19 protein-coding genes are annotated in these 21,367 nt (G+C 72.2%); 7 read left to right on the top strand and 12 right to left on the bottom strand.

What is annotated here, in order from left to right; translation table 11 throughout:
* Positions 1-95: 95 nt before the first annotated feature.
* Positions 96-1,241 (bottom strand): hypothetical protein, encoded by a 1,146-nt coding sequence (locus K7C98_RS03175; RefSeq protein ID WP_224189998.1) that lies wholly within the window; start codon positions 1,239-1,241, stop codon positions 96-98.
* Between the two features lie 219 nt (positions 1,242-1,460).
* On the opposite strand from K7C98_RS03175, the gene ileS reads away from it, so the two are divergent.
* Entirely contained in the window at positions 1,461-4,733 is a 3,273-nt protein-coding gene (gene ileS / locus K7C98_RS03180) for an isoleucine--tRNA ligase (RefSeq protein WP_224189999.1), read from the top strand.
* Between the two features lie 139 nt (positions 4,734-4,872).
* On the opposite strand, the gene K7C98_RS03185 is transcribed toward ileS, so the two are convergent.
* The gene (locus K7C98_RS03185) at positions 4,873-5,079 is read right to left on the bottom strand and encodes a hypothetical protein (RefSeq protein WP_224190000.1); all 207 of its coding nucleotides are present in this window, start codon (positions 5,077-5,079) and stop codon (positions 4,873-4,875) included.
* 178 nt (positions 5,080-5,257) lie between these two features.
* On the opposite strand from K7C98_RS03185, the gene hisS reads away from it, so the two are divergent.
* Together hisS and K7C98_RS03195 are read left to right on the top strand one after the other, a co-directional pair.
* Complete coding sequence (gene hisS / locus K7C98_RS03190) at positions 5,258-6,745, top strand: histidine--tRNA ligase (protein WP_224190001.1); 1,488 nt, start codon at positions 5,258-5,260, stop codon at positions 6,743-6,745.
* A 362-nt stretch (positions 6,746-7,107) separates the two neighbouring features.
* Positions 7,108-8,556 carry a sigma-54-dependent transcriptional regulator gene (locus K7C98_RS03195; RefSeq protein ID WP_224190002.1) on the top strand — a complete coding sequence of 483 codons (1,449 nt, stop codon included), beginning with the start codon at positions 7,108-7,110 and terminating at the stop codon, positions 8,554-8,556.
* Between the two features lie 101 nt (positions 8,557-8,657).
* Here K7C98_RS03195 and K7C98_RS03200 read toward each other — a convergent pair whose 3' ends face one another.
* The 6 genes from K7C98_RS03200 to hisH all read right to left on the bottom strand — a co-directional run bounded on the left by K7C98_RS03200 (position 8,658) and on the right by hisH (position 12,683).
* On the bottom strand, positions 8,658-8,903 hold the full coding sequence (locus K7C98_RS03200) for an RNA recognition motif domain-containing protein (RefSeq protein WP_224190003.1): 246 nt from the start codon (positions 8,901-8,903) through the stop codon (positions 8,658-8,660).
* 2 nt (positions 8,904-8,905) lie between these two features.
* Positions 8,906-9,502: a glycerol-3-phosphate acyltransferase gene (locus tag K7C98_RS03205; RefSeq protein ID WP_224190004.1), complete on the bottom strand. Its 597-nt coding sequence runs from the start codon at positions 9,500-9,502 to the stop codon at positions 8,906-8,908.
* Between the two features lie 242 nt (positions 9,503-9,744).
* Positions 9,745-10,479, bottom strand: a complete 735-nt coding sequence (gene hisIE, locus K7C98_RS03210; RefSeq protein WP_224190005.1) for a bifunctional phosphoribosyl-AMP cyclohydrolase/phosphoribosyl-ATP diphosphatase HisIE — start codon at positions 10,477-10,479, stop codon at positions 9,745-9,747.
* A 52-nt stretch (positions 10,480-10,531) separates the two neighbouring features.
* Entirely contained in the window at positions 10,532-11,347 is an 816-nt protein-coding gene (hisF, locus tag K7C98_RS03215; protein WP_224190006.1) for an imidazole glycerol phosphate synthase subunit HisF, read from the bottom strand.
* Positions 11,341-12,063 (bottom strand): HisA/HisF-related TIM barrel protein, encoded by a 723-nt coding sequence (locus K7C98_RS03220; protein WP_224190007.1) that lies wholly within the window; start codon positions 12,061-12,063, stop codon positions 11,341-11,343. Before K7C98_RS03220 ends, hisF begins: the two co-directional genes overlap by 7 nt.
* Positions 12,063-12,683: an imidazole glycerol phosphate synthase subunit HisH gene (gene hisH, locus K7C98_RS03225; RefSeq protein WP_224190008.1), complete on the bottom strand. Its 621-nt coding sequence runs from the start codon at positions 12,681-12,683 to the stop codon at positions 12,063-12,065. The genes K7C98_RS03220 and hisH overlap by 1 nt, the downstream gene beginning before the upstream one ends.
* Positions 12,684-12,952: 269 nt before the next feature.
* On the opposite strand from hisH, the gene K7C98_RS03230 reads away from it, so the two are divergent.
* Together K7C98_RS03230 and K7C98_RS03235 are read left to right on the top strand one after the other, a co-directional pair.
* Positions 12,953-14,116 (top strand): hypothetical protein, encoded by a 1,164-nt coding sequence (locus tag K7C98_RS03230; RefSeq protein WP_224190009.1) that lies wholly within the window; start codon positions 12,953-12,955, stop codon positions 14,114-14,116.
* Positions 14,116-16,362, top strand: a complete 2,247-nt coding sequence (locus K7C98_RS03235) for an adenylate/guanylate cyclase domain-containing protein (RefSeq protein ID WP_224190010.1) — start codon at positions 14,116-14,118, stop codon at positions 16,360-16,362. Before K7C98_RS03230 ends, K7C98_RS03235 begins: the two co-directional genes overlap by 1 nt.
* A gap of 55 nt (positions 16,363-16,417) precedes the next feature.
* Here the strand turns inward: K7C98_RS03235 and K7C98_RS03240 are convergent, their stop codons facing one another.
* From K7C98_RS03240 to K7C98_RS03255, 4 genes are all read right to left on the bottom strand, one after another.
* The gene (locus K7C98_RS03240; protein WP_224190011.1) at positions 16,418-16,831 is read right to left on the bottom strand and encodes an anti-sigma factor family protein; all 414 of its coding nucleotides are present in this window, start codon (positions 16,829-16,831) and stop codon (positions 16,418-16,420) included.
* Positions 16,832-16,838: 7 nt separating this feature from the next.
* Positions 16,839-17,567 carry a sigma-70 family RNA polymerase sigma factor gene (locus tag K7C98_RS03245; protein ID WP_224190012.1) on the bottom strand — a complete coding sequence of 243 codons (729 nt, stop codon included), beginning with the start codon at positions 17,565-17,567 and terminating at the stop codon, positions 16,839-16,841.
* 112 nt (positions 17,568-17,679) lie between these two features.
* Positions 17,680-18,594, bottom strand: coding sequence for a hypothetical protein (locus tag K7C98_RS03250; protein WP_224190013.1), 915 nt, complete (start codon positions 18,592-18,594; stop codon positions 17,680-17,682).
* Between the two features lie 242 nt (positions 18,595-18,836).
* Positions 18,837-19,286, bottom strand: a complete 450-nt coding sequence (locus K7C98_RS03255) for a hypothetical protein (protein ID WP_224190014.1) — start codon at positions 19,284-19,286, stop codon at positions 18,837-18,839.
* Between the two features lie 82 nt (positions 19,287-19,368).
* Here K7C98_RS03255 and K7C98_RS03260 point away from each other — a divergent pair, with 82 nt between their 5' ends.
* On the top strand, positions 19,369-20,358 hold the full coding sequence (locus K7C98_RS03260) for a spermidine synthase (RefSeq protein ID WP_224190015.1): 990 nt from the start codon (positions 19,369-19,371) through the stop codon (positions 20,356-20,358).
* A 26-nt stretch (positions 20,359-20,384) separates the two neighbouring features.
* Entirely contained in the window at positions 20,385-21,359 is a 975-nt protein-coding gene (locus tag K7C98_RS03265; protein ID WP_224190016.1) for a spermidine synthase, read from the top strand.
* Positions 21,360-21,367: the final 8 nt, after the last annotated feature.

A 21,367-nucleotide genomic window follows, 5' to 3' on the forward strand; every position in this document is an offset into this window, starting at 1 on the left:
CCCGGTTCTTCCGGGCCCCGCGCCGCCGCAGCGGAGAAAGCGACGAGCGCGCCGCCGAAGCGACGCGCTCGCGTGCAGCTGTCCCGGAGGACAGTTTATTCGATGCAGTCGGTGCAGACCTTGAGCAGGCCGCGCAGCTGCTCCTCCGGCTCGCCCTCGTCCACGGGCTTCCAATCGTCGGGGTCGTCGACGAACGGGATCTTGGTGCAGCCGCCGCTCTCGACCGTGACGTTGAAGCCGGCGCCGGCGGGGGCCGCCGGGCTCGGGTAGTTGAACTCGGCGGTCGGGGCGTACTCGTCCTCGGCGTTGAGCGTGCAGTCGCCGGTGCAGGCGATCTCGGGCAGGCACTCGTGCGGGCGCATGATCTCGGTGTTCTTGAGGGTCGCGTTGAGCCACACGGTCGACGGGATGTCGACGGTGATGTTGGCCGCCCACGGCTGCGGGGCGCGGACCAGCAGCTGGCCGAACAGGTCGCCGTTGCCGCACTGACAGTCCTTGGACCACGCCTCGCTGCCGTCGTTGTCCGGCCCGAAGTTCTCGCAGTTCTCGATGCCGGCGGGTGGGCAGGCGGGCGCGGGGGTCAGCTCGCGGCACATCTTGATCTTGGCCCAGCCGGCCTGCATCGACACGTCGCCGAAGCTGCACAGGTTGTCGATCGTGATGTTGCCGCGGCGCGGGTACGACTGCTCGGTGATGTTGTCCTCGGTGGACACGACCAGCTTGCCGCGGTAGCCGGTGGGCAGGTGGACGCGGAAGTCCATGCCCGAGCGCTCGGGCTGCGACTTGCCGTCGTAGTAGGTGTAGATCGCGCAGCCGTCCTTCCAGGACGTGTCGGTGCAGTCGTCGGCCGGGTCCTGCGAGCTGGGCCGGGTCGGGTTGCCGGAGCTGACGAACGCCCACAGCGACAGCTTCTTGAACGTGTTCTCCTTGTCGATGCCGTCGCCGAACACGTACTTGCGGGTCTCGACGGTGATCGTCTCCTCCGGGTGGTCGAACAGGATCTCGATGTTGCCGCGGTTGGCGTAGTTCTCGTCGAACTGCTTGCGGCCGACCGTCAGCGTCGTGATGCGTCCGTCGCCGCTGAGCGGGAACGGCAGGTTGTCGACTTCCGTCTCCCACTCGCCGACCTGCGGCTTGCGCTCGCCCTCCTGGGGACTGGTGTCGGTCCCGTTGGCGTTGTTGTCGCCGCAGCCGGCGCCGGTGAGCGCGACGAGGAAGAGGGCGGAAGTGAGGTGTTTCATGGTCATGGTCCGGAGGAGCCTCGCGCGAGGGGTGAGGGACAGGATACCGAGCCGCCGACGTGTCGACAACGTCACAGCGGTCTCCGCTGAGACGGGTCCGAAGCCGGTCGGGTTTCACGGCGCCCGGGGCGACCTCGGGCGGGGCTTGACCGCGGGCCGCCGGCGAGCCATGCAGGCAGACGAGCCCGTATGACCGCGCCGAAGCCCGCATCCCCGTTTTTGAGGCCCAATTCGCAGCTCGACCTCCCGCGCCTCGAGCAGGAGATCCTCCAGCTGTGGCGGGCCGGTGACATCGAGGGCAAGAGTTTGCGCACCACCACGCGCGCAGACGGCTCGGGGCGCCCCGCGTTCGTGTTCTACGACGGGCCGCCGTTCGCCACCGGGCTTCCTCACTACGGTCACCTGCTGGCGGGCACGATCAAGGACATCGTGCCGCGGTTTTGGTTCATGCGCGGCCGGAGCGTCGAGCGTCGGTTCGGCTGGGACTGCCACGGCCTGCCGATCGAGAGCCTCGTCGAGGCCGAGCTCGGTCTCCACGGCAAGGCGGACATCGAGCGCTACGGGGTGCCGCAGTTCAACGCCGCCTGCCGCGCCGGCGTGCTCCGCTTCACCGCCGAATGGGAGAAGGTCGTCGGCCGCATGGGCCGGTGGGTCGACTTCCGCGACGACTACAAGACCATGGACTTCACGTTCATGGAGTCCGTCTGGTGGTGCTTCGGCCAGCTGTGGGACAAAGGCCTCATCTACGAGGGCTATCGCGTCCAGCCGGTGTCGCCGGCGCTCGGCACTCCGCTGTCCAACTTCGAGGTCGCCCAGGGCCCGCAAGAGAAGGACCCGGTCACCCGCAAGGAGGGCCACAAGCGGCGCCAGGACCCGAGCCTCACCGTCCGCTTCCGCCTCGACGACGAGGACGCCTTCCTGTGGGCGTGGACCACGACGCCGTGGACCTTGCCGAGCAACCTGGCGCTCGCGGTCCACCCCGACCTCGACTACGTCAAGGTGCGGGTCATCGACACCGGCGAGGTCGCGTACGTCGAGCCGGGCCGGCTCGCCGACTACCAGCAGCGCGGCCGCGTCGGCGCCACCGAGGAGCTCGCGCGCCTCAAGGGCCGCGAGCTGGTCGGCCGGCCGTACCAGCCGCTCTTGCCGTTCTTCGCCGACCTCGCCACCCGGCCCGACGGCACGCGCTGGTGCTTCAAGGTCCTCGGCGCCGCCTACGTGTCGACCGACAGCGGCACCGGCATCGTCCACCAGGCCCCGGCCTTCGGCGAGGACGACTACCAGGTCGGCCAGGCCAACGGCCTGCCGATGGTCTGTCCGGTCAACCTCTCGGGCATCTTCGACGACCGCGTCGGCGAGTTCTCCGGCCTGTTCGTCAAGGACGCCGACAAGCCGATCATCGACCGCCTCAAGCGCGAGCACAAGGTCGTCGACCAGGACACGATCGTCCACGCGTACCCGCACTGCTACCGCACCGAGCAGCCGCTGATCTACATGGCGCTGTCGACCTGGTTCATGCGGGTCGAGGGCATGCGCGACGCGCTGGTCGCCAACAACAAGAAGATCCGGTGGGTCCCCGAGCACGTCGGCAGCGGCCGCTTCGGCAACTGGCTGGAGAACGCCCGCGACTGGAACCTCAGCCGGAACCGCTACTGGGGCACCCCGCTGCCGGTGTGGCGCAACGACCGTGACCCTTCGGACATGGTCTGCATCCACAGCGTGGCCGAGCTCGAGCGCCTCGCCGGCCTCGCCGCCGGCAGCCTCGGCGACCTCCACCGCGAGAACGTCGACGGCATCACCTGGTCCGCGCCGGGCGGCGGCACCTATCGCCGGATCTCCGAGGTGTTCGACTGCTGGTTCGAGTCGGGCAGCATGCCCTACTCGCAGAACCACTACCCGTTCGACGCCGACAAGAAGGCCTACGTCGAGGACAACCTGCCGGCCGACTTCATCGCCGAGGGCCTCGACCAGACCCGCGGGTGGTTCTACACCCTGCACGTGCTGTCGACCGCGCTGTTCGGCCGGCCGGCCTTCAAGAACGTCATCGTCAACGGGCTGATCCTCGCCGCCGACGGCAAGAAGATGTCGAAGCGGCTCAAGAACTACCCCGACCCGGCCGGCGTGATCGACAACTTCGGCGCCGACGCCCTGCGCGCCTACCTCATCAACAGCGCGGTCGTCCGCGGCGAGCCGATGCGGTTCGGCAAAAACGCCGACGACCTCACCGGCGAGTGCGTCAAGGACACCGTCCGCCTGGCGATGCTGCCGCTGTGGAGCGCGTACTACTTCCTCACCACCTACGCGCTGGCCGACGGGTGGATCCCGCAGGCCGCCGACCTCGACGCCCAGCCGCTCGAGCACCCGCTCGACCGCTGGATCACCTCGCGCGTCGGCGGGTTCCTGGAGAACCTCACCCGCGAGTACGAGGCCTACGAGCTGTCGAACCTGGTCCCGCACTTCCTCGAGATCTGCGACGACCTCAACAACTGGTACATCCGCCGCGGCCGGCGCCGCTACTGGCGCGCCAACAACCCGGCCGACCTCGACAAGCAGCGCGCCTACGCCACGCTCTACCGCGCCCTGGTGACGATCGCGCGGGCGATGGCGCCGGTGATGCCGTTCTTCACCGAGCACCTGTATCAGCGCCTGGTCGTCGACCCGGGCCTGGCCGCGCCGGGCGAGGAGAGCGTGCACTTCACCCGCTTCCCCGAGGCCGACGTGTTCGCCCGCGACGAGGCGCTCGAGCGCGAGGTCGCGGCCCAGCGCCAGGTGGTCGGCCTCGGCCTCGGCCTGCGCGAGCGCGAGCGCATCAACGTGCGCCGGCCGCTGGCGCGGCTGACGATCGTCCACGAGCGCGCGGAGGAGCTGGCGCGCTTCGCCGATCCGGCGGTCCAGGAGGAGCTGAAGGGCGAGCTCAACGTCGAGGAGATCGTGGCCTCGGCCGACGACAGCGCGCTGGTCGAGCTCAGCGCCAAGGCCAACTTCAAGACCCTCGGCAAGCGCCTCGGCGCCAAGATGAAGGCGGTCGCGGCCGCGGTGCAGGCGCTCGACCAAACGGCCCTGCGCGGCTTCCTCGCCGCCGGCAGCGTCGAGGTCGAGGGCGAGTCGCTCGGCCACGAGGACCTGCTGATCACCCGCACGCCCCGCGCAGGCCTGGTCGTCGCCCACGAGGCCGGCGTGACCGTGGTGCTCGACACCACGCAGACGCCGGCGCTGCGCCGCAAGGGCCTCGCGCGCGAGCTGACCAAGCGCGTGCAGGACCTCCGGCGCGACCACGAGCTCGACATGAACCAGCGGATCGTCGTCACCTTCCGCTGCGGCGGCGAGCTGGCCGCGGCCCTGGCCGACGCCGCCCACGCGGCGGAGATCCGCAGCGAGACCCGCGCCGACGCGCTGCAGGTCGTGGCGCCCGGGACGACCCTCAGCGGCGAACATGTCCTCGAGGACACGATCGACGACGAGCAGGTCGCCATCACCTTGAAGACGACCTGACCGGAAGGACAGGCGCGGCGCCACGTCGGCGCCTCGCCGAGAGGCTCCTCGGCGGCCGCGAGCCGGCGAGGAGTCGTTATTTCATGCGCGGGCTGCGAACTCGACGCGCCAACGCGGGCGTCGGCCTAACCTGGGCCACTCACTTCTGTCGCAGCGCCGCCAGCTCGGCGCGGACACGATGCCGAGGCGCCGCCGCCGAGGCCGCCCGTGCCGACGCGTCGCCTTGCTTGTAATAGAAGGACCGACTGGAGCCGACGAACGCCTCGCGCTCGAGCGCCGCGAAGTAATCGTTGAGCAGATCGAGCAGGAGGTGGCGCACGAACAGCTGGAGGCCGCTCTCGCCCATGTCGTCACTGACGGGGTAAAACACTCCGGGAAAGTCGCGCGACAGGCTCATTCAAGCCCCACGACGCCTTCCTGGCACGGCGCGGCGCGGCGTGCGACGGCCTTGCGCTCGCCGCACAGTCCTGGCATGGCAGTGACCTGGCGAGGCGCTCGCCGCGAGTCGTCCGCCCCCTGCAGCCATGAACGCCCCCAAGCTCTCCACCAAGCCGCCGAGCGGCATGCGCGACTTCTTGCCCGCCGACATCGCCCGGCGTCAGCACGTCATCGACGTGGTGCGCCGGATCTACGGCAGTTACGGGTTCGTCCCGCTCGAGACCCCCGCGATCGAGAACCTCAGCACCTTGCTCGGCAAGTACGGCGACGAGGGCGACCAGCTGCTGTACCGGTTGCTGCACCGGCGCGACGCCCTGCAGCGCGGGCTCGAGGCGGGGGCCAAGCTGGTCGCCGATCTGTCGGAGGAGGCGCGCGGCGCTGTCGGCGACGACGCCAACCGCGAGGCGCGGGCGGACGTGCGGCTCTACGAGAGCCAGCTCGCCGATCAGGGGCTGCGCTACGACCTCACGGTCCCGCTGGCCCGCGTGGCCGCGCAGTACGACCTGCCGAAATTTTTCAAACGCTACCAGATCCAGCCGGTGTGGCGCGCCGATCGCCCGGGCAAGGGCAGGTTCCGCGAGTTCTACCAGTGCGACGTCGACGTCACCGGCACGCAGAGCCTCGTCGCCGAGGCGGAGGTGTGCGGCGCCGTGGCCGAGGTGCTGCACGCGCTCGGGTTCACCGACTTCAAGATCCGCGTCAACCACCGCAAGCTGCTGCGGGCCATGATGCACCACGCGGGCATCGACGTGGCCCACGAGGCGGCCGCGCTGGTGGCCCTCGACAAGCTCGACAAGGTCGGCCACGGCGGCGTGCTCGAGGAGCTCGCCGTCCGCGGGATCGGCACCGAGGCGGCCAACAAGCTGATGATGCTGGTGCTGACCGCCGACGGCGAGCAGCTGTTCGGCTTCGACCTCAACAAGGTCGCCGAGGGGCCGAAGACGCCGATCAAGCGGGTGCGCAAGCAGATCACCGACGAGCTCGGGCTGAAGGCGCTCGACGACCTCGATCAGCTGTTCGACCTGCTGGCGGCCACGCCGGCCGGGCCGCACGTCTCGCTCAGCCTCGACCTCGCGCGCGGGCTCGGCTACTACACCGGCGCGATCTTCGAGATCGCGGTGCCCGACCTCGCCGGCAGCCTCGGCGGCGGCGGGCGCTACGACGACCTCGTCGGCATGTTCGGCAAGAAGCAGGTGCCGGCCGTCGGCTTCTCGCTCGGGCTCGAGCGGATCCTCGTCGTCATGGAGGAGCGGGGGATGTTCCCCGACCTGTCCATCGGGCCAGACGTGCTCCTGTGCTGGATGGAGGGCACCTCGCGGGTCGACGCGCTGCGAGTCGCGCACGCGCTGCGGCGGCAAGGGGTCAAGGTCGAGGTGTTCCCCGAGGAGGCCAAGCTCGGCAAGCAGCTGCAGTACGCCGACGCGCCCGGCGTGAAGGCGCCGGTCGCCGCGATCGTCGGCGCCGAGGAGCTCAAGGCCGGGCAGGTCACGCTCAAGCACCTGGCGAGCGGGGCGCAGGAGCGGGTCGCGCTCGAGGGCGCGGGCGAGGCGGTGCGCGTGCTGATGCGTCAGTGAGCTCGTGCCGCGGCCGGGTCATTTCGGGCAGCCCGGCGCGTGGCTCGTCGGTCCAGTCGTTGGCCCGACACGCTCTCTCCTCGCGCCTTGTCGGCCTGTCGGAGTCCGGCGCGAGGACGACTCGAAAGGACCCGGTCGCGGCGCGGCGAGCCGCGCGCGCGGCCGGCGGTCAGCGACTGGAGGCACGCGTGATCGAGTTCGACCAGGGTGAGCTGCGAACGAGCGAGCGGTGCTGCGAAACGACGCGGCGCGCTGTGCTGCGGGCGCCGCGCACTTCGACGCGTCGTGATCATCGGGGGCCCTCGCGGGCGTCGCCGCGGGCCGGGCGAGGCTGCCGCCGGCGGTGCTAGGATCGTCGCCGCATGAGCGAGACCACGGGCCTGGGCGGGACGATCCTCGTCATCGACGACGAGCGCAACATCCGTCGCACGCTCCGCATGGTCCTCGAGGGCGAGGGCGCCACCGTCCTCGACGCCGACAGCGCGGAGGAGGGCCTGGAGATGATCCAGCGCGCGCTCGTCGAGGGCCCCGAGGGGCAGCGGCCGATCCAGGTGGTGATGGTCGACGTCTGCTTGCCCAACATGTCGGGCCTGCAGCTGCTCGAGAAGTTGTGCGAGATCGGCGGCGGCACCCCGCCGCTGCCCGTCATCCTGATCAGCGGGCACGCCACGGTCACCGACGCGGTGCGGGCGACCCGGCTCGGCGCGTTCGACTTCTTCGAGAAGCCGCTCGCGCGCGACCGGGTGATCGTCAGCGTGCGCAACGCTCTCCGTCACTACCAGACCGAGGCCGAGCTGCGCAGCCTGCGGGCGCGGGCGCGGCGGGAGATCATCGGCGAGTCGCGGCCGATGCAGGAGCTGCTGCGGCAGGTGATCAAGGTCGGCGGCACGCGGGCGCGGGTGCTGATCGAGGGCGAGAGCGGGACGGGCAAGGAGCTGGTGGCGCGGGCGATCCACGACGCCAGCGAGCGGCGGGCCGGGGCGTTCGTGAAGGTCAACTGCGCCGCGATCCCGCGCGAGCTGATCGAGAGCGAGCTGTTCGGCCACGAGCGCGGGTCCTTCACCGGCGCGACCGCACAGAAGCGCGGCCTGTTCGAGCTGGCCCACGGCGGCACGCTGTTCCTCGACGAGATCGGCGACATGGACCTCGGGGCCCAGGCCAAGGTGCTGCGGGTGCTGCAGAGCGGCGAGCTGATGCGCGTCGGCGGCGAGCGGCCGATCAAGGTCGACGTGCGCGTGCTGGCGGCGACGCACCGCAACCTGCGCGAGCTGGTGGCGACCGGCGAGTTCCGCGAGGACCTGTACTTCCGCCTGGCCGTGGTCCCGATCTCCGTGCCGCCGCTGCGCGAGCGGCCCGGCGACGTCGCGCTGCTGTGCCGCTACTACCTCGACCTCGCCTGCCACGAGAACGGCATCGCGCCCAAGCGGATGTCGCCGGCGGCCCAGGCCGCGCTCGAGACCTATCCGTGGCCGGGCAACGTCCGCGAGCTGCGCAACGTGATGGAGCGGATCGCCATCCTGTCCGACGGCGACATCGAGCTCGGCGACGTGCCGCTCGAGATCCGCGGCGAGCCCGAAGAGGAGTCGACGAGCGCGCCGGTCGGCAGCGACGCGCTGGTCCAGCTCGGCGAGGGAGCTGTCCCTCCGGGCATGTCCCTCAAGGCGTTCCGCGACTCGGTCGAGCGCGCGTTCATCCTCCAGCGCCTGAGCGAGCACAACTGGAACGTGTCGAAGACGGCCGAGACCCTCGACGTCGAGCGCACGCACCTGCACAAGAAGATGAAGCTCCTCGGCATCGCCCGCGGCGGCTGAGCGCCGGCCCGGGCCGAGGTCGCCACGTTCGCAGAAGCCGATGCCGCATGTCCCTCAAGACATGCCCGCATGAGCATGCCCCGGCGGGCATGTTCTAGGGGTCAGATCGCGAACTCGACGCGCAGGCGGTGGCCGGCGAAGGTCGAGCCGTCGAGGGCGCGGCGAGCGCCGTTGGCGGCGGCCTCGTCGGCGAAGGTGACGTAGGCGATGACGAGCTCGCGGCGGGGGATCAGGCGGACGTCGTCGATGACGCCGAAGCGGGCCCAGGCCTCGCGCAGGGCGTCGGAGGAGGCCGAAGCGGGCAGGCCTCCGACGTACAGCGTGCGGGTCTTGGCGGGCGCGGGCATGGTCAGGACGGGGCTCTGCGCGAGCGGGCGAGCTCGCGGAGGTTGCCGCGGTGCCGGAGCCAGATCAGGGCGGCGATCGCGACGACCAACCCTTTGTAGGCCGGCGCCGTGTCGGTGATCAAGATGTGGAGCGCCGCGGCGTTGACGGCCGTGAGCGAGCCGATCGCAGACACGCGGGTGAGGGCGAGGGTCTGCACGTAGATGAGCGCGGCGAGCAGACCCGCGAGCGGCACGAGGGCGGCGAACACCCCGAGCGCGCAGGCGACACCCTTGCCGCCGCGGAACCCGAGGTAGACGGGGAAGATGTGGCCCAGGGTCGCTGCCAGTCCGACCCAGGCGAGCGCCGACGGGGGGTCAGGCAGGTCGCCGAGGCTCGAGCCCATGGCGAGGTGCACGGGCAGGTACGCCTTGACGACGTCGAGCACGAACACGACGAGGCCCCACTTCGCGCCGAGCACCCGCGAGGCATTGGTGGCGCCGATGTTGCCCGAGCCGAGCTGGCGGATGTCGACTCCGCGCAGATACCCGACCACCACACCCATCGGGATCGCTGCGACGAGGTAGGCGAACAGACACCACCCGAGGACGCTCAGAGCCATGACGCGCCCAGCATATCCGCTCTCCACTACCCGGGCCTAGTGCTAGTGCCGCGACCGCGGCATTTCGGCCCTCCCTCGCTCGCTCTCCGCCACGCTGGCGCGTCGCTCGTCGGTTCCATGTCGCCCGAGATGCGCCCTCGTCGCGCCTTGCCGGCTCGCCGGCTCCGGGCGCGAGGAAGGTTCGACATGCCCGCTCGCAGATCCTGCCGAGGCACCGGCGGCCACGTGGCGCGCCGTCGGTGTCAGCCCGACGGCGGGCGCTCGTCCGGGTCGGCGGCGGACGCGGCGGTCTGGGTGCGCGCGGCCTTCTCGTCGAGGCCGCTGCGACCCATGCGGCGCGCGAGCACGGCGGCGACGTCGGCGAGGGCGACGTCGGCGTGGGCGAGGCCGACGAGGGCGTGAAACACGAGGTCGGCGGCCTCGCGGGCGACGTGGTCGCGGTCGGTGCCGGCCAGCGCCTCGGCCAGCTCGCCGGCCTCCTCGGCCAGCTTGGCGGCGAGCTTCGGCGCGCCGGCGGCGAGCAGCTCGCGGACGTAGCTCTTGCCGTCGCGGTTGGTCATCCCGCGCCCGGCCTTGCGCTCGCAGATCTCCGCGAACACCTGCTCGAACACGGCGCTCGGGCGCGGGGCGGGCGGCTCGCCGACGGGGCGGAAGAAGCAGCTCGGCGCGCCGGTGTGGCAGGTCGGGCCGCGCGGGACGGCCTGCACCAGCAGCGCGTCGGCGTCGCAGTCGACGTGGAGCCCGCGCAGCTCGAGGGTGTGGCCCGAGGTCTCGCCCTTCTCCCACAGCTGCTGCCGGCTGCGGCTCCAGAACGTCACGCGCCCGCCCGCCAGGGTGCGCGCCAGCGCCTCGGCGTTCATGTACCCGAGCATGAGCACCTCGCCGGTGTCCGCGTGCTGGACGACGGCGGCGACCAGGCCGTCGGGCCCGGGCGTCAGCGTCGACCACAGCGCGGCGGGGTCTGTCGGGAGGGACATGTCCGAACCGCCAGGTACTTCAGGCCATGGCCTTCAGGGCATGCCCCTTCGGTCAGCCGGTGATGAGCACCCCGCGCGGGGCCTCGTGCGGGCGGACCGGGATGCCGTGGTCGGCGAGGTAGTGCTTGGCCTGGGCGATGGTGTAGAGGCCGAAGTGGAAGATCGAGGCGGCGAGCGCGGCGTCGGCGGCGCCCTCCTTGGGGTCGAGGCCCTGGCGCAGGTGCTCGAGCGAGCCGACGCCGCCGCTGGCGATCACCGGGATCGGCACGCGCTGGCTGACCTCGCGAGTGATCGCCAGGTCGTAGCCGTCGCGGGTGCCGTCCTTGTCCATCGAGGTCAGCAAGATCTCTCCGGCGCCGAGGGCGGCCGCCTGCTCGCACCACGACAGCGCGTCGAGGCCGGTCGAGCGGGTGCCGCCGTGGATCACGACCTCGTAGAGCGGGTCGGTCTCGCCGGGCAGCGGCTTCAGCTGGCGCACGTCGACGGCGACGACGATGCACTGGCTGCCGTAGCGGTCGGCGAGCTGGCGGATCAGCAGCGGGTTGGCGACGGCGGCGCTGTTGACGGCGACCTTGTCGGCGCCCGCGCCCAGGAGGCGGCGCACGTCGGCCTCGCGGCGGACGCCGCCGCCGACGGTCAGCGGCGTGAAGATCTGGCCGGCCACGCGGCGGACGACGTCGACGAAGGTGTCGCGGCCCTCGGTGGTCGCGGTGATGTCGAGGAGGCACAGCTCGTCGGCGCCTTGCGAGTCGTAGGCGCGCGCGGCCTCGACGGGGTCGCCCGTGTCGCGCAGGTTGGCGAAATGGACGCCCTTGACGACCCGGCCGTTTTTAATATCGAGGCAGGGGATCACACGGCGCTTCAACATCGAGCGAGGGCCTCCTCCAACGTAAAGCTACCTTCGTAGAGCGCGCGCCCGAGGACGACCGCGCGCACGTCGGCGGCGCGCAGGGCGTCGAGGTCGGCGAGCGAGCCGACGCCGCCGCTGGCGATCACGAGGACGCTCGGCACGGCGCGTTGCAGGCTGACTGTGGCGTCGACGGCCGGACCGCACTGCAGGCCGTCGCGGGCGATGTCGGTGTGCAGCAGGGCGGCGGCGCCCCAGATCGCGGCGGTCTTGGCGAGGGCCAGCGCGGGCACGGCGGTCGGCTCCTGCCAGCCGGCGAGCGCGACCAGGCCGTCGCGCGCGTCGATGGCGACGATGATGCGGCCGGGGTGCTGGCGGCACAGCAGCGACACGGCGTCGGGGTCGCGCACCGCGAGGGTGCCGACGACGACGTAGTCGGCGCCGGTGTCGAGCATCGCCAGCACGGCCGCGGTGTCGCGCAGGCCGCCGCCGACCTCGACCTCGGCGCCGCCCTCGTGGGCGACGGCGACGAGCCGGCGGACGAGGTCGGTCTGGACCGGGCGGCCGGCGAAGGCGCCGTCGAGGTCGACGATGTGGACCCGCCGGGCGCCGGCGCCGAGGAATTCGCGCAGGGCGGCGCACGGGTCGTCGGCGTAGATCGTCGCTTGCCGCGGGTCGCCCTCGCGCAGGCGCACCGCCTTGCCGCCCATCAGATCGATGGCGGGGATGGCCAGCATCAGGCGCGGCCTCCGAGGATGAAGCTGCGGAGGAACCGGAGCCCCGACCACTGGCTCTTCTCGGGGTGGAACTGACAGCCGAACACGTTGCCGCGGGCGATCGTGGCCGGGAATTCGACGCTGCCGTAGCGACACCACCACATCACCAGGCTGGGGTCCGGCGTCTCGACGTAGTAGCTGTGGGCGAAGTAGAAGTGCTCGCCGGTCGGCTGCACGTCGCTCCAGCCCATGTGCGGGATCTTCAGGCGCGCCGACTCCGGGTCCTCGCCGGCGCGCATGTCGGCCGGGAACCGGCGCACCTGGCCCGGCAGCACCTTGAGGCCGTCGAAGCCGCCGCTCTCCTCGCTCTGCTCGAACAGCAGCTGCATGCCGAGGCAGATGCCGAGGAACGGGTCGCCGCGCTCGATGACCATGCGCAGGGCCGCGCCCATGGCCCCGTCGACGAGCGCGCGCGTGGTCGGCCCGAACGAGCCCTGGCCGGGGAAGACCACCATGCGCGCGGTGGCGACGCGGTCGGGGTCGCTGGAGACGATCACCGAGGCGCCGACCTGGATCAACGCGTGTTCGACGCTATCCAGGTTCCCGAGCTGACTGTCGACCAGGATGACTTCGCGCGGCATGAGGGAACAGCCGGGTTTTTATCACAGGTCCGTCGAGATCCAGCCGGCTTTTACGTGACACCGTACGTAACCGTGTACCGGGCCCCCAGCGCGAAGATCTGAAAATGTCAAGAGCGGAATTCGTGGTCACGCGCGCTCGCACGGCGAACTTGGGCGGGGCCGCGCGCCGGGCCCCGTCGCTGCGGCTGTCCTCGCGGACAGCGGCGGCCCGCGGGCGCCGGAGGGCCCGGATTTCGTGGTATAGCCGCGTCTCACCGGCTGGAGGCACGATGCGCGTCGCGGCACGTCGAGGCATGTGGGGGTTCGGGGTGGCGCTGCTGATCGCCGCGTGCGGGGAGCCGGGCCAGGGCGCCGCGACGGGCCCGGCGCCGGTCGTCGACCCGACCGCCGAGGCGGCGATCCTGGCCGTGGTCGAGGGCCGGGTGACCGTCCGCGACGCCCAGGGCGGCGAAACCGAGGCCCGCGCCGAGATGCCGCTGACCCGCGGCGACACCGTGGTGACCACCCCCGGGTCGCTGGCCGTGGTGCTGCTGGCCAACGGCTACGTGCTCAAGCTCGAGGAGGACCAGGCCACGCCGGTGCGCGCCCTGGCCCACCTCGACGATCCCCCGCCGGCCGAGAGCGCGGCCGAGCTGTTCGAGAAGGCCCTCGGCGCCGAGGCGTTCGCCCGCGTCGGCGGGGCCGGCCGGCTCGAGCGCATCGCCGGCTGGAACGCTCGCCGGGCCTCCGGCGAGACCCCGGCGCCGGTGACCAGGTCGGAGGCCGCGCCCGCGCCCGTGAAGTTCGACCCGCCGGCGCCGGAGGAGGCCGCGCCGGTGGCGGCGCCGATGGCCGACCCGCTGGCCGACAGCAAGCACGGCCGCGGGGTCGACCTCGACGACGCGGACGGCTCCGCCGACAGCCGGACCAAGGGCAAGTCGGGCAGCCCGGCGCCGCCGCGGCCCGACAAGAAAGCCGACGACGCCGCCGGCCCGGCCGATCCGCTCGCGTCTCCGCCGGCCCAGGAGCCGAGCCCCTCGGGCGCCGACGCGAAGAAGCAGTCGAGCAAGAAAGCGCCGCAGGCCGAGGCCGACGGCGCGAGCCCGGCGCCCGGCGGGGTCTCGGTGCCCGCCACCGAGTCGTCGTCGTCGTCGCCCCCCGCGGTCGACCTGGTCGACTCGTGGATCTTCGAGACAGGTCCCGAAACACAGGTCACGAGGACCAGCCTGCCCGAGGCGCTCAAGTCGCGGCGCAAGGCGCTGGCGCAGTGCGTCGCGTCGGCGCTGCCCGGGGTCGTCGCGCCCGAGCTGCGGCTCAGGGTGGCAGGCGGGGTCGTCAAGGAGGTCGCGCTCGGCGGCGGCAAGCCGGCGCCCGCGTGCGCCCGCGAGCTGCTCGACCAGCGGCTGGCCGGGGTGGCCGGCGACGGCTGGGTGATCGTGCGCGTAAGGCGGTGATGCCGGCGGCGAACAGCTCGACCCGCCGCGCTCGCGCCCTGCTGCGCTCGCCGGCGCTGCTGGCCGCGCTGCTGAGCGTGGCGATCGCGCTGCTGTGCGGGCTGGAGCGCTCGGGCCTGGAGATCCGCTGGGTCGACGCGCTCGAGCGGGCCAGCCTCGACCAGCGGTTCCGCTGGCGCGGCCCGGTCCCGACCACCGAAGAGGTGGTGATCGTGGCGATCGACGACGACACGCTCGAGCGCCGGCCCGAGCTGTACCAGCGCCGCGCCGGCACGGCGGCGCTGGTCCGCGCGATCGCGGCGGCCAAGCCGGCGGCGATCGGCATCGACCAGGTCTACGTCGACCCCGAGGAGGTGCTGTCGCCCGACCTCACCGCTCGCGTCAAGGGACATGTTCTCAAAAACATGCCTGTTGGCGCAGGTCCTGAGGGACAGGCGGAGAGCCTGCTGCGCGAGGTGGCGCGCGAGCTGGCGGGCGACGGCGAGCTGGCGGCGGCGGTCGCGGAGGCGGGCAGCGTGGTGCTCGCCATCCACCTGACTCAAGATACAGGTGGCGGGCGCCCGCTGCCGGACCCGGCCACGCTGCGGCACGGGCGCTACGGGCAGCAGGACGCGCGCTCGCCCCCGTTCCGCGTGGCGGAGGGCGGGCTGGTGTCGCTGCCGGAGCTGGTCGCGGGGGCGCGGGCGCTCGGCGGGATCACGGTCGAGGAGGACCCCGACCGCGCGGTGCGGGCGATCCCCGCGGCCTGGCGGGTCGGCGACGCCGCCTACGCGCCGCTGTCGGTCCAGCTGGTGGCCCTGCGCGAGGGCCTCGGGCGCGCCGAGCTGGCGTTCCTCGAGTCGAGCCTGCAGATCGGCGGGCGCCGGATCCCGCTGGGCAAGGGCGAGGCGCTGCTGCTCAACTTCCGCGGCGGCTCCGGCGCCTTCACCACCGTGTCGGCGGTCGACGTGGTCGAGGGCCGGGCCGACGCGGCGCTGCGCGGCAAGATCGTCCTCCTCGGCGTGACCTACTTCGGCCACGACGTCGTCCGCACCCCGTTCGCCATCGACCTCCCCGGGGTCGAGCTGCAGGCCACCGCGGTCGACACGATCCTCGCCGGTGACGCGCTGGCCCGCAGCTCGGCGCTGATCGACTCGCTGGTCACGCTCGCGTCTGGCCTTTTGGTCAGCCTGCTGTTCGCCTCGATCCTGCGCGCCGGGCCGCTCGCGCGCATCGCCGGGGTGCTGGCGGTGATCGGGCTCGACGTCGCGGTGGCGGTCACGGCGTTCACGCGGGCGCACCTGTGGCTGGCGCTGGTCTGGCCGCTGCTGGCCGCGGTGGTCGCGGGCGCGGCGGCGCTGGCGGCCGCGTACGCCGGCGAGGCGCTGCAGCGGGCCCGTCTGCGCCGGACGTTCTCGCACTACCTCGGCGCCGAGGTGCTCGACGAATTGCTCGCCGACCCGACGGCGCTCGGGCTCGGCGGGGCCCGCCGCGAGCTGACGGTGCTGTTCTCCGACATCCGCGAGTTCACCAGCGTGGCCGAGCGGCTGTCGCCCGAGGACCTGGTGGCGCTGCTCAACACGTACCTCACGCCGATGACCGCCGAGGTGATGGCGCGCGCCGGCTACCTCGACAAGTACATCGGCGACGCGGTGATGGCGGTGTTCGGCGCGCCGGTCGCCCGGGCCGACCACGCCGAGCGCGGCCTCGCCACCGCGCTGGCGATGCACGCCGCGCTCGCGCGCATGCGGCCGGCCCTCGCCGAGCGCGGCGCGGCCGACCTGCAGATCGGCGTCGGCATCAACACCGGCGAGATGGTGGTCGGCAACATGGGCTCCGCCGACCGCTTCGACTACACGGTGATCGGCGACGCGGTGAACCTGGCGTCGCGCCTCGAGGGGCTGACGAAGACCTACGGGGTGTTCTGCCTGGTCGGCGCCGGCACCCGCGCGGCGGCGCCCCCGAGCTACGCGTTCCGGGAGATCGATCGCGTGCGCGTGAAGGGCAAGGGCCAGCCGGTGGCGATCTTCGAGCTGTTGTCAGGCCCGGGCGGCGCGGTCGCCGGCTACGCGGCCATGGACCGCTGGTCGACCGCGCTGGCGGCGTTCCGCCGCGGCGACCTGGCGACCGCCCGCGCGGAGTGGCTCGCGTTCCAGGCCGAGAACCCCGACGACCCGGTGGTCCGCCTGCACCTCGAGCGGCTCGCCGGCCTCGGCGATCAGGCGCCGCCCGACTGGGACGGCGTGGCGGTGTTCACCCACAAGTAGCAGAGGACATGTCCTCGCGGGCATGCCCGCCAGGACATGTCCCCGTGATCATGCCTCAAGGCGCAGGCGGCTCGGGCGGCTTGGCCTTCTGCACCGTCGGGTCGCGCTCGAGCTTGCGGCCGGCCACGTCGGAGTCGAGGTGCAGCATCATGTAGACGACGGCGACCGCGAGGATGACCATGACGTTGATGATCTGGAACGGCAGGCTGAGGGCGACGAGGTAGTCGCCGCGCAGCCAGCGGCGGCGGCGGATCTTCTTGGCGACCTTCTCGTAGAAGTCGGGCGGGGCCTGCTCCTCGGGCAGCGCCTTGACCAGGCGCAGCACGCTCTGCAGGCCGCTGAGCTCCTTCTGCGCCTCGGGCGAGTCGGCCAGCATCGCTTCGAGCTTGCTCTTGCCGTCGGCGTCGAGCTCCTCGTCGAGGTAGGCGCTCATCAGCGCCTCGGCGTTGTCGGTCTCGGGCTTGGCCATACGAACCTCAGCGCAGGAACGGCTCCAGGCGCTCCTTCAGCGCCAGTCGCGCCCGGTGCAGGCGCGACTTGAGCGTGCCCTCCTGCAGGCCGGTGATCTTGATGATGTCCTGGTACGACATGCCTTGCACGTCGCGGAGGACGATGAGGAGGCGGTGGTCGGGGTCGAGGGCGGCGAGCTCGCGCTGGACGATCTTCTCCATCCGCATGCCCTCGGTCACGGCCTCGGGGCCCGGGACCTGGCTCTGGAAGGTGATGACCGCGCCGGTCTCGGCGGTCGGCATCTGCGCCTGCGGCGTCTCGTCGATGTCGAGGCTGCGGTGGAAGTTGCGGCCCTTGAGGTACTTGATCCGGTTCTTGCAGGTGTTGCTGGCGACGCGGTAGAGCCAGGTGTAGAAGCGGCCCTCGCCGCGGTAGTTGCCGATCGCCCGGTAGACGATGATGAACACCTCCTGCGCCAGGTCCTCGGCCTCCTGGCGGTTGCCGATCATGCGCAGCATGAGGCCGAAGATCCGGTTCTGGTAGGTGTGCACCAGCTCGCGGAAGGCGGCCTCGTCGCCCTGCTTGAGGCGGCGGACCAGGTGGCGGTCGCGGCGGTCCTGCTCGGCGCGCCGGGCGTTCTCCGCCCGCTGCTCCGGCGTCAGCGTCTCGTCGGGAGCCGGTGGCGGCTCGGGCTCGTCGGGCGGGGCGGCAGCGGCGAGCTCCTCGGCGCTGTACACTCGCTCGGGGTCGGTCACGCGACTCACTGTCGTCCAGACCGCGGGGCCGGGGCAAGGTTCCTGTGCGAACCACTTCCAGGGGGGCACGTCCGCGCGCGCGGGCGCCCGTGAAGGCTCGCGGCGCCCGGCTTTATTGCGGATTGATCCGGAGGCCGAGGTTGACCGCCAGGCGGGTCTCGGGGTCGGGGCCGGTGACCTGGCGCGAGAACCCGAGCCCGAGGTCGAAGCCGATCCCCCGCTTCGGCGCGTCGCGGACGAAGCCGATCCCGCAGGCGATGAAGCCGCGGTCGTCCTGCTTGCCGCGCCCGCGGCTGTCCCAGTAGCCGCCGAAGCGCAGGGGCACCAGGTTCTTGATGGTGTACTCGGCGCCGCCGGCGAAGGTCATGCGCGTGTACTTGTCCTGGTGACGGAACGACGTGAAGTCGTACATGCCGTCGAAGTTGAGCGAGAAGCCGTGGTAGCGGGTCGGGAAGATCGCCAGGCCGTGGGCCAGCGTGCGCGGGAAGTCGGACAGCAGGCTGACCTGCTTGCGGTCGAGGCTGTCGGGCGCCACCACGAACGGGTCGAGCTTGAGCGCGGTGACCGGCGGCGCTGGGCCGACCAGGTTCTGGCCGACCACGGCGACGTTGACGTACTGCTTGATCGACACGGTCATCGCAAAGTCGAGGCCGAAGGCGTAGCGCTCCTTCTTGGCGTCGTGCGCGTCGCCCTGGCCGTCGGCGAAGCGCAGGCTCGACTGCAGGAACTTGGGCCGCACGCCGAACGCGAGCCACCCGGGCACGGCGTTGACGGCGACCGGCAGGCCGATCTCGTGGGCCATGTGGAACATGGCGAGCTCGTGGCTGCCGCCGCGGTCGTCCTCGAAGGTGACCCTCGGCACGCCGAGCGTGGCGATGTAGCCGAGGCCGACGGCGACCCGCGGGTTCAGCAGCGAGTCCATCGCCTGGATGCCGACCCCGTGGGTGTTGTTCTCGATCTGCGCCTGATAGACCGGGTCGATCAGGAACTGGCGCGTGAACCCCATGTTGGCCGGGTTGGTCAACATGGCCCCGGAGCCGGTCGCCGAGGCGCGGGTCGCCCCGCCCATCCCGAGGTTGCGCGTGCCATCGAGTCCCGGGGCGGCGTGCGCCAGTGACGGGATGACAAGCGCCGCGAACACCGCGAGCGCGGGCGAAACCCGGGTGAGGCGGCCCGAAGAGGCAGACGAGAGGCGGTGGGCGCGGCGTGAAGCGGGCATGTCGGCGGGGGCCGCCTCGCCGAAGCAAGATCGGGGCCAGGCAGAGGGTGTCAGACGGTGCGGCGAGTGGCCAGCCCGAACAGCGCGAGGACGAGCACGCCCATCGCCACCAGCAACCACTGCTGATGGTCGCTCCACCGCTGGGCCTCGGCGAGCAGGTCGACCGGGCGAGCGGCGACGACGTCGACGCGGGCCCACAGCCGGTCGAGGTGCGGCAACAGCAGCAGCCGATGGGTGAGGGCGGCGGCGGTGAGCACGAGGGCGATCGTCGTGCCGGCCTTCGAGACGATCCACCGCGGAGTGGCGAGCGCGAGCACGACGCTGGCGGCGACCAGGAGGTCGGCGAGTCGCTGCCCGAGCGGCGCGGACAGGGCGCGCGCGAGGTTGGCGTCGAGCAGCGGCGAGCTGAACAGCGCCGGGATGGCGACGAGGTAACCGACGACGAGCGCGCCGAGCAGGAGGGCGGCCGCGGCGAAGCCGATCAGGGCAGCGGGTCTCACGACCGCCGCCTATGCCACGGTCCCCGGTGACAGCCAAGTTTGCGGCGGGACGACGAGGCGAGCGGTGCGCTACAGTCGCGCGGTGCAGCGGCGAGGCTTTCTCCAGGGGCTCGGCGGGGCGGTCACCGGCCTCGGCGCCCTCCTGAGCGCGCGGACGGGCCGGGCGGCCGGCAATCACATGTCCTCGGGGACAGGCGGGGGCGGCGAGCGGATCCTCGGCGAGGGCCGCTCGCGCTACAACCACGTGCGCGTGGTCGAGCGCGGCTCGGTGCGGACGATGCTGTTCATCGGCGACGACGGCACACAGTACATCGAGACGCGGATCGATCGGGCGCACCGGCGCAGCCTCGACCTCGACGTGTTCCGCACCATGCTGGCCGGCTTCGTCGTCCGGCCCGAGCCGCGGCGGATCCTCGTGCTCGGCCTCGGCGGCGGCGCGCTGCCCGGTTACTTCTTCGAGCGCCTGCCCGGGCTCGAGATGGACGCCGTCGACATCGACCCCGAGGTGGTGCGCCTGGCCCAGGCCTTCTTCGACGTGCCGAAGGACGACCCGCGCTACCGCGTCCACGTCGCCGACGCGCGGCTGTTCTTGCAGCGCGCGCCCGCGGAGGCGCGCTGGGACATGATCGTGCTCGACGCGTTCCGCGGGGTCCAGGTGCCGCTGCACCTCAAGACGGCCGAGTTCCACCGCGAGGTGCTGGCGCGCCTGGCCCCCGGCGGGGTCGCGGTCGCCAACCTTCACAACGCGACGCGCATGTACCCGCACGACCGCGAGACGATCGCCGCGGTGTACCCCAGCTGCTACGGCTTCCTCAGCGAGGCCGGCAATCAGACCACCCTCGTCGCCAGCGCCAGCCCCGCGCGCCTCGGGGTCTACGCGCTCCGCGACAACGCCCGCCAGGCCCAGCCGCGCTTCGACGACGTCGACCTGCTCGGGCTGTGCGCCCGCTACTACGCCCGCCGCGACTGGGAGCGCGCCGAGGTGTTGCGCGACGACTTCCCGGCCGGCAACCTCGCCGCCGCGGCCGAGCGCAACAACGGCTCGTGCCTGCGCGGCTGCACCTACCGCTAGCGCGGCGCCCGGGCTATGGTCTCGCCGTGACCGACGCTCCGCCCACGCTCTCGCGCCGCGGCCTCCTGCTCCTCGGCGGCGGCGGCCTGGCCTTCGGGGCAGCCTCGCGCGCGCGCGCCGCCGCGCCGGCCGAGACCGTGCTGGCCGAGGCCGTCTCGCGCTACAACCGGATCCGCGTGGCCGAGCGCGGCGACGTGCGCACCCTGTACTTCGTCGGCGACGACGGCACGCAGTTCATCGAGTCGCGCCACGACCGCTCGCGCCCGCAGAGCCTCGACCTCGACTACACGCGCACGATGATGGCCGGCTTCCTGCTGCAGCCGCGCCCGCGCCGGCTGCTGATGCTCGGCCTCGGCGGCGGCGGCATGAGCAACTACCTGCGCGCCCGCTTCCCCGAGCTCGAGATCGACGCGGTCGACATCGACCCCGAGGTGGTGCGCCTGGCCCAGGAGTTCTTCGACGTGCCGAAGGTTGACCCGCGCTACCGCGTGCACGTCGCCGACGCCCGCCTGTTCGTCGAGCGCGCCGCGGCCGACGTCCGCTGGGACATGATCATGCTCGACGCCTTCCGCGGCGTGTTCGTGCCCTACCACCTCAAGACCGCCGAGTTCTACCGCGCCTGCCTGGACCGCCTCGCGCCCGACGGCGTCGTGGTCGCCAACCTTCACAACGTCACCCGCATGTACCCGCACGACCGCGAGACCACCTCGGTCGTGTTCCCCCAGCGCTACAGCTTCGTCAGCGAGACCGGCAACCAGACCACCCTGGTCGCCTCGGCCGGGCAGGAGCGCGTCGGCGCCTACCAGATCCGCGCCAACGCCCGCGCCGTCCAGCCCCACTTCGACGCCGACATGCTCGGCCTCGCCGCGCGCTACTACGTCCGCCGCGACTGGGAAGACTCCGCCGAGGTCCTGCGCGACGACTTCAAACCGGCCGAGCTCGAGGCCGCCGCCGGCCGCCACAACCAGACCTGCGTGAAGAACTGCCGCTACGGGCTGTGACGAGACAT

Origin of the sequence: Nannocystis pusilla (assembly GCF_020073745.1) — a bacterium.
GTDB classification, from domain to species: domain Bacteria; phylum Myxococcota_A; class Polyangia; order Nannocystales; family Nannocystaceae; genus Nannocystis; species Nannocystis radixulma.

Excerpts from the sequence above, each read along its gene's own strand:
- K7C98_RS03185 (WP_224190000.1), bottom strand. The coding sequence starts at position 5,079 with ATGGGCGAGAGCGGCCTCCAGCTGTTCGTGCGCCACCTCCTGCTCGAT.
- K7C98_RS03205 (WP_224190004.1), bottom strand. The coding sequence starts at position 9,502 with ATGGCTCTGAGCGTCCTCGGGTGGTGTCTGTTCGCCTACCTCGTCGCA.
- hisH (WP_224190008.1), bottom strand. The coding sequence starts at position 12,683 with ATGCCGCGCGAAGTCATCCTGGTCGACAGTCAGCTCGGGAACCTGGAT.
- K7C98_RS03250 (WP_224190013.1), bottom strand. The coding sequence starts at position 18,594 with ATGTTGACCAACCCGGCCAACATGGGGTTCACGCGCCAGTTCCTGATC.
- K7C98_RS03240 (WP_224190011.1), bottom strand. The coding sequence starts at position 16,831 with ATGGCCAAGCCCGAGACCGACAACGCCGAGGCGCTGATGAGCGCCTAC.
- K7C98_RS03200 (WP_224190003.1), bottom strand. The coding sequence starts at position 8,903 with ATGCCCGCGCCCGCCAAGACCCGCACGCTGTACGTCGGAGGCCTGCCC.
- hisS (WP_224190001.1), top strand. The coding sequence starts at position 5,258 with ATGAACGCCCCCAAGCTCTCCACCAAGCCGCCGAGCGGCATGCGCGAC.
- K7C98_RS03235 (WP_224190010.1), top strand. The coding sequence starts at position 14,116 with ATGCCGGCGGCGAACAGCTCGACCCGCCGCGCTCGCGCCCTGCTGCGC.
- K7C98_RS03195 (WP_224190002.1), top strand. The coding sequence starts at position 7,108 with ATGAGCGAGACCACGGGCCTGGGCGGGACGATCCTCGTCATCGACGAC.
- K7C98_RS03175 (WP_224189998.1), bottom strand. The coding sequence starts at position 1,241 with ATGAAACACCTCACTTCCGCCCTCTTCCTCGTCGCGCTCACCGGCGCC.
- hisF (WP_224190006.1), bottom strand. The coding sequence starts at position 11,347 with ATGTTGAAGCGCCGTGTGATCCCCTGCCTCGATATTAAAAACGGCCGG.
- hisIE (WP_224190005.1), bottom strand. The coding sequence starts at position 10,479 with ATGTCCCTCCCGACAGACCCCGCCGCGCTGTGGTCGACGCTGACGCCC.
- K7C98_RS03230 (WP_224190009.1), top strand. The coding sequence starts at position 12,953 with ATGCGCGTCGCGGCACGTCGAGGCATGTGGGGGTTCGGGGTGGCGCTG.
- K7C98_RS03220 (WP_224190007.1), bottom strand. The coding sequence starts at position 12,063 with ATGCTGGCCATCCCCGCCATCGATCTGATGGGCGGCAAGGCGGTGCGC.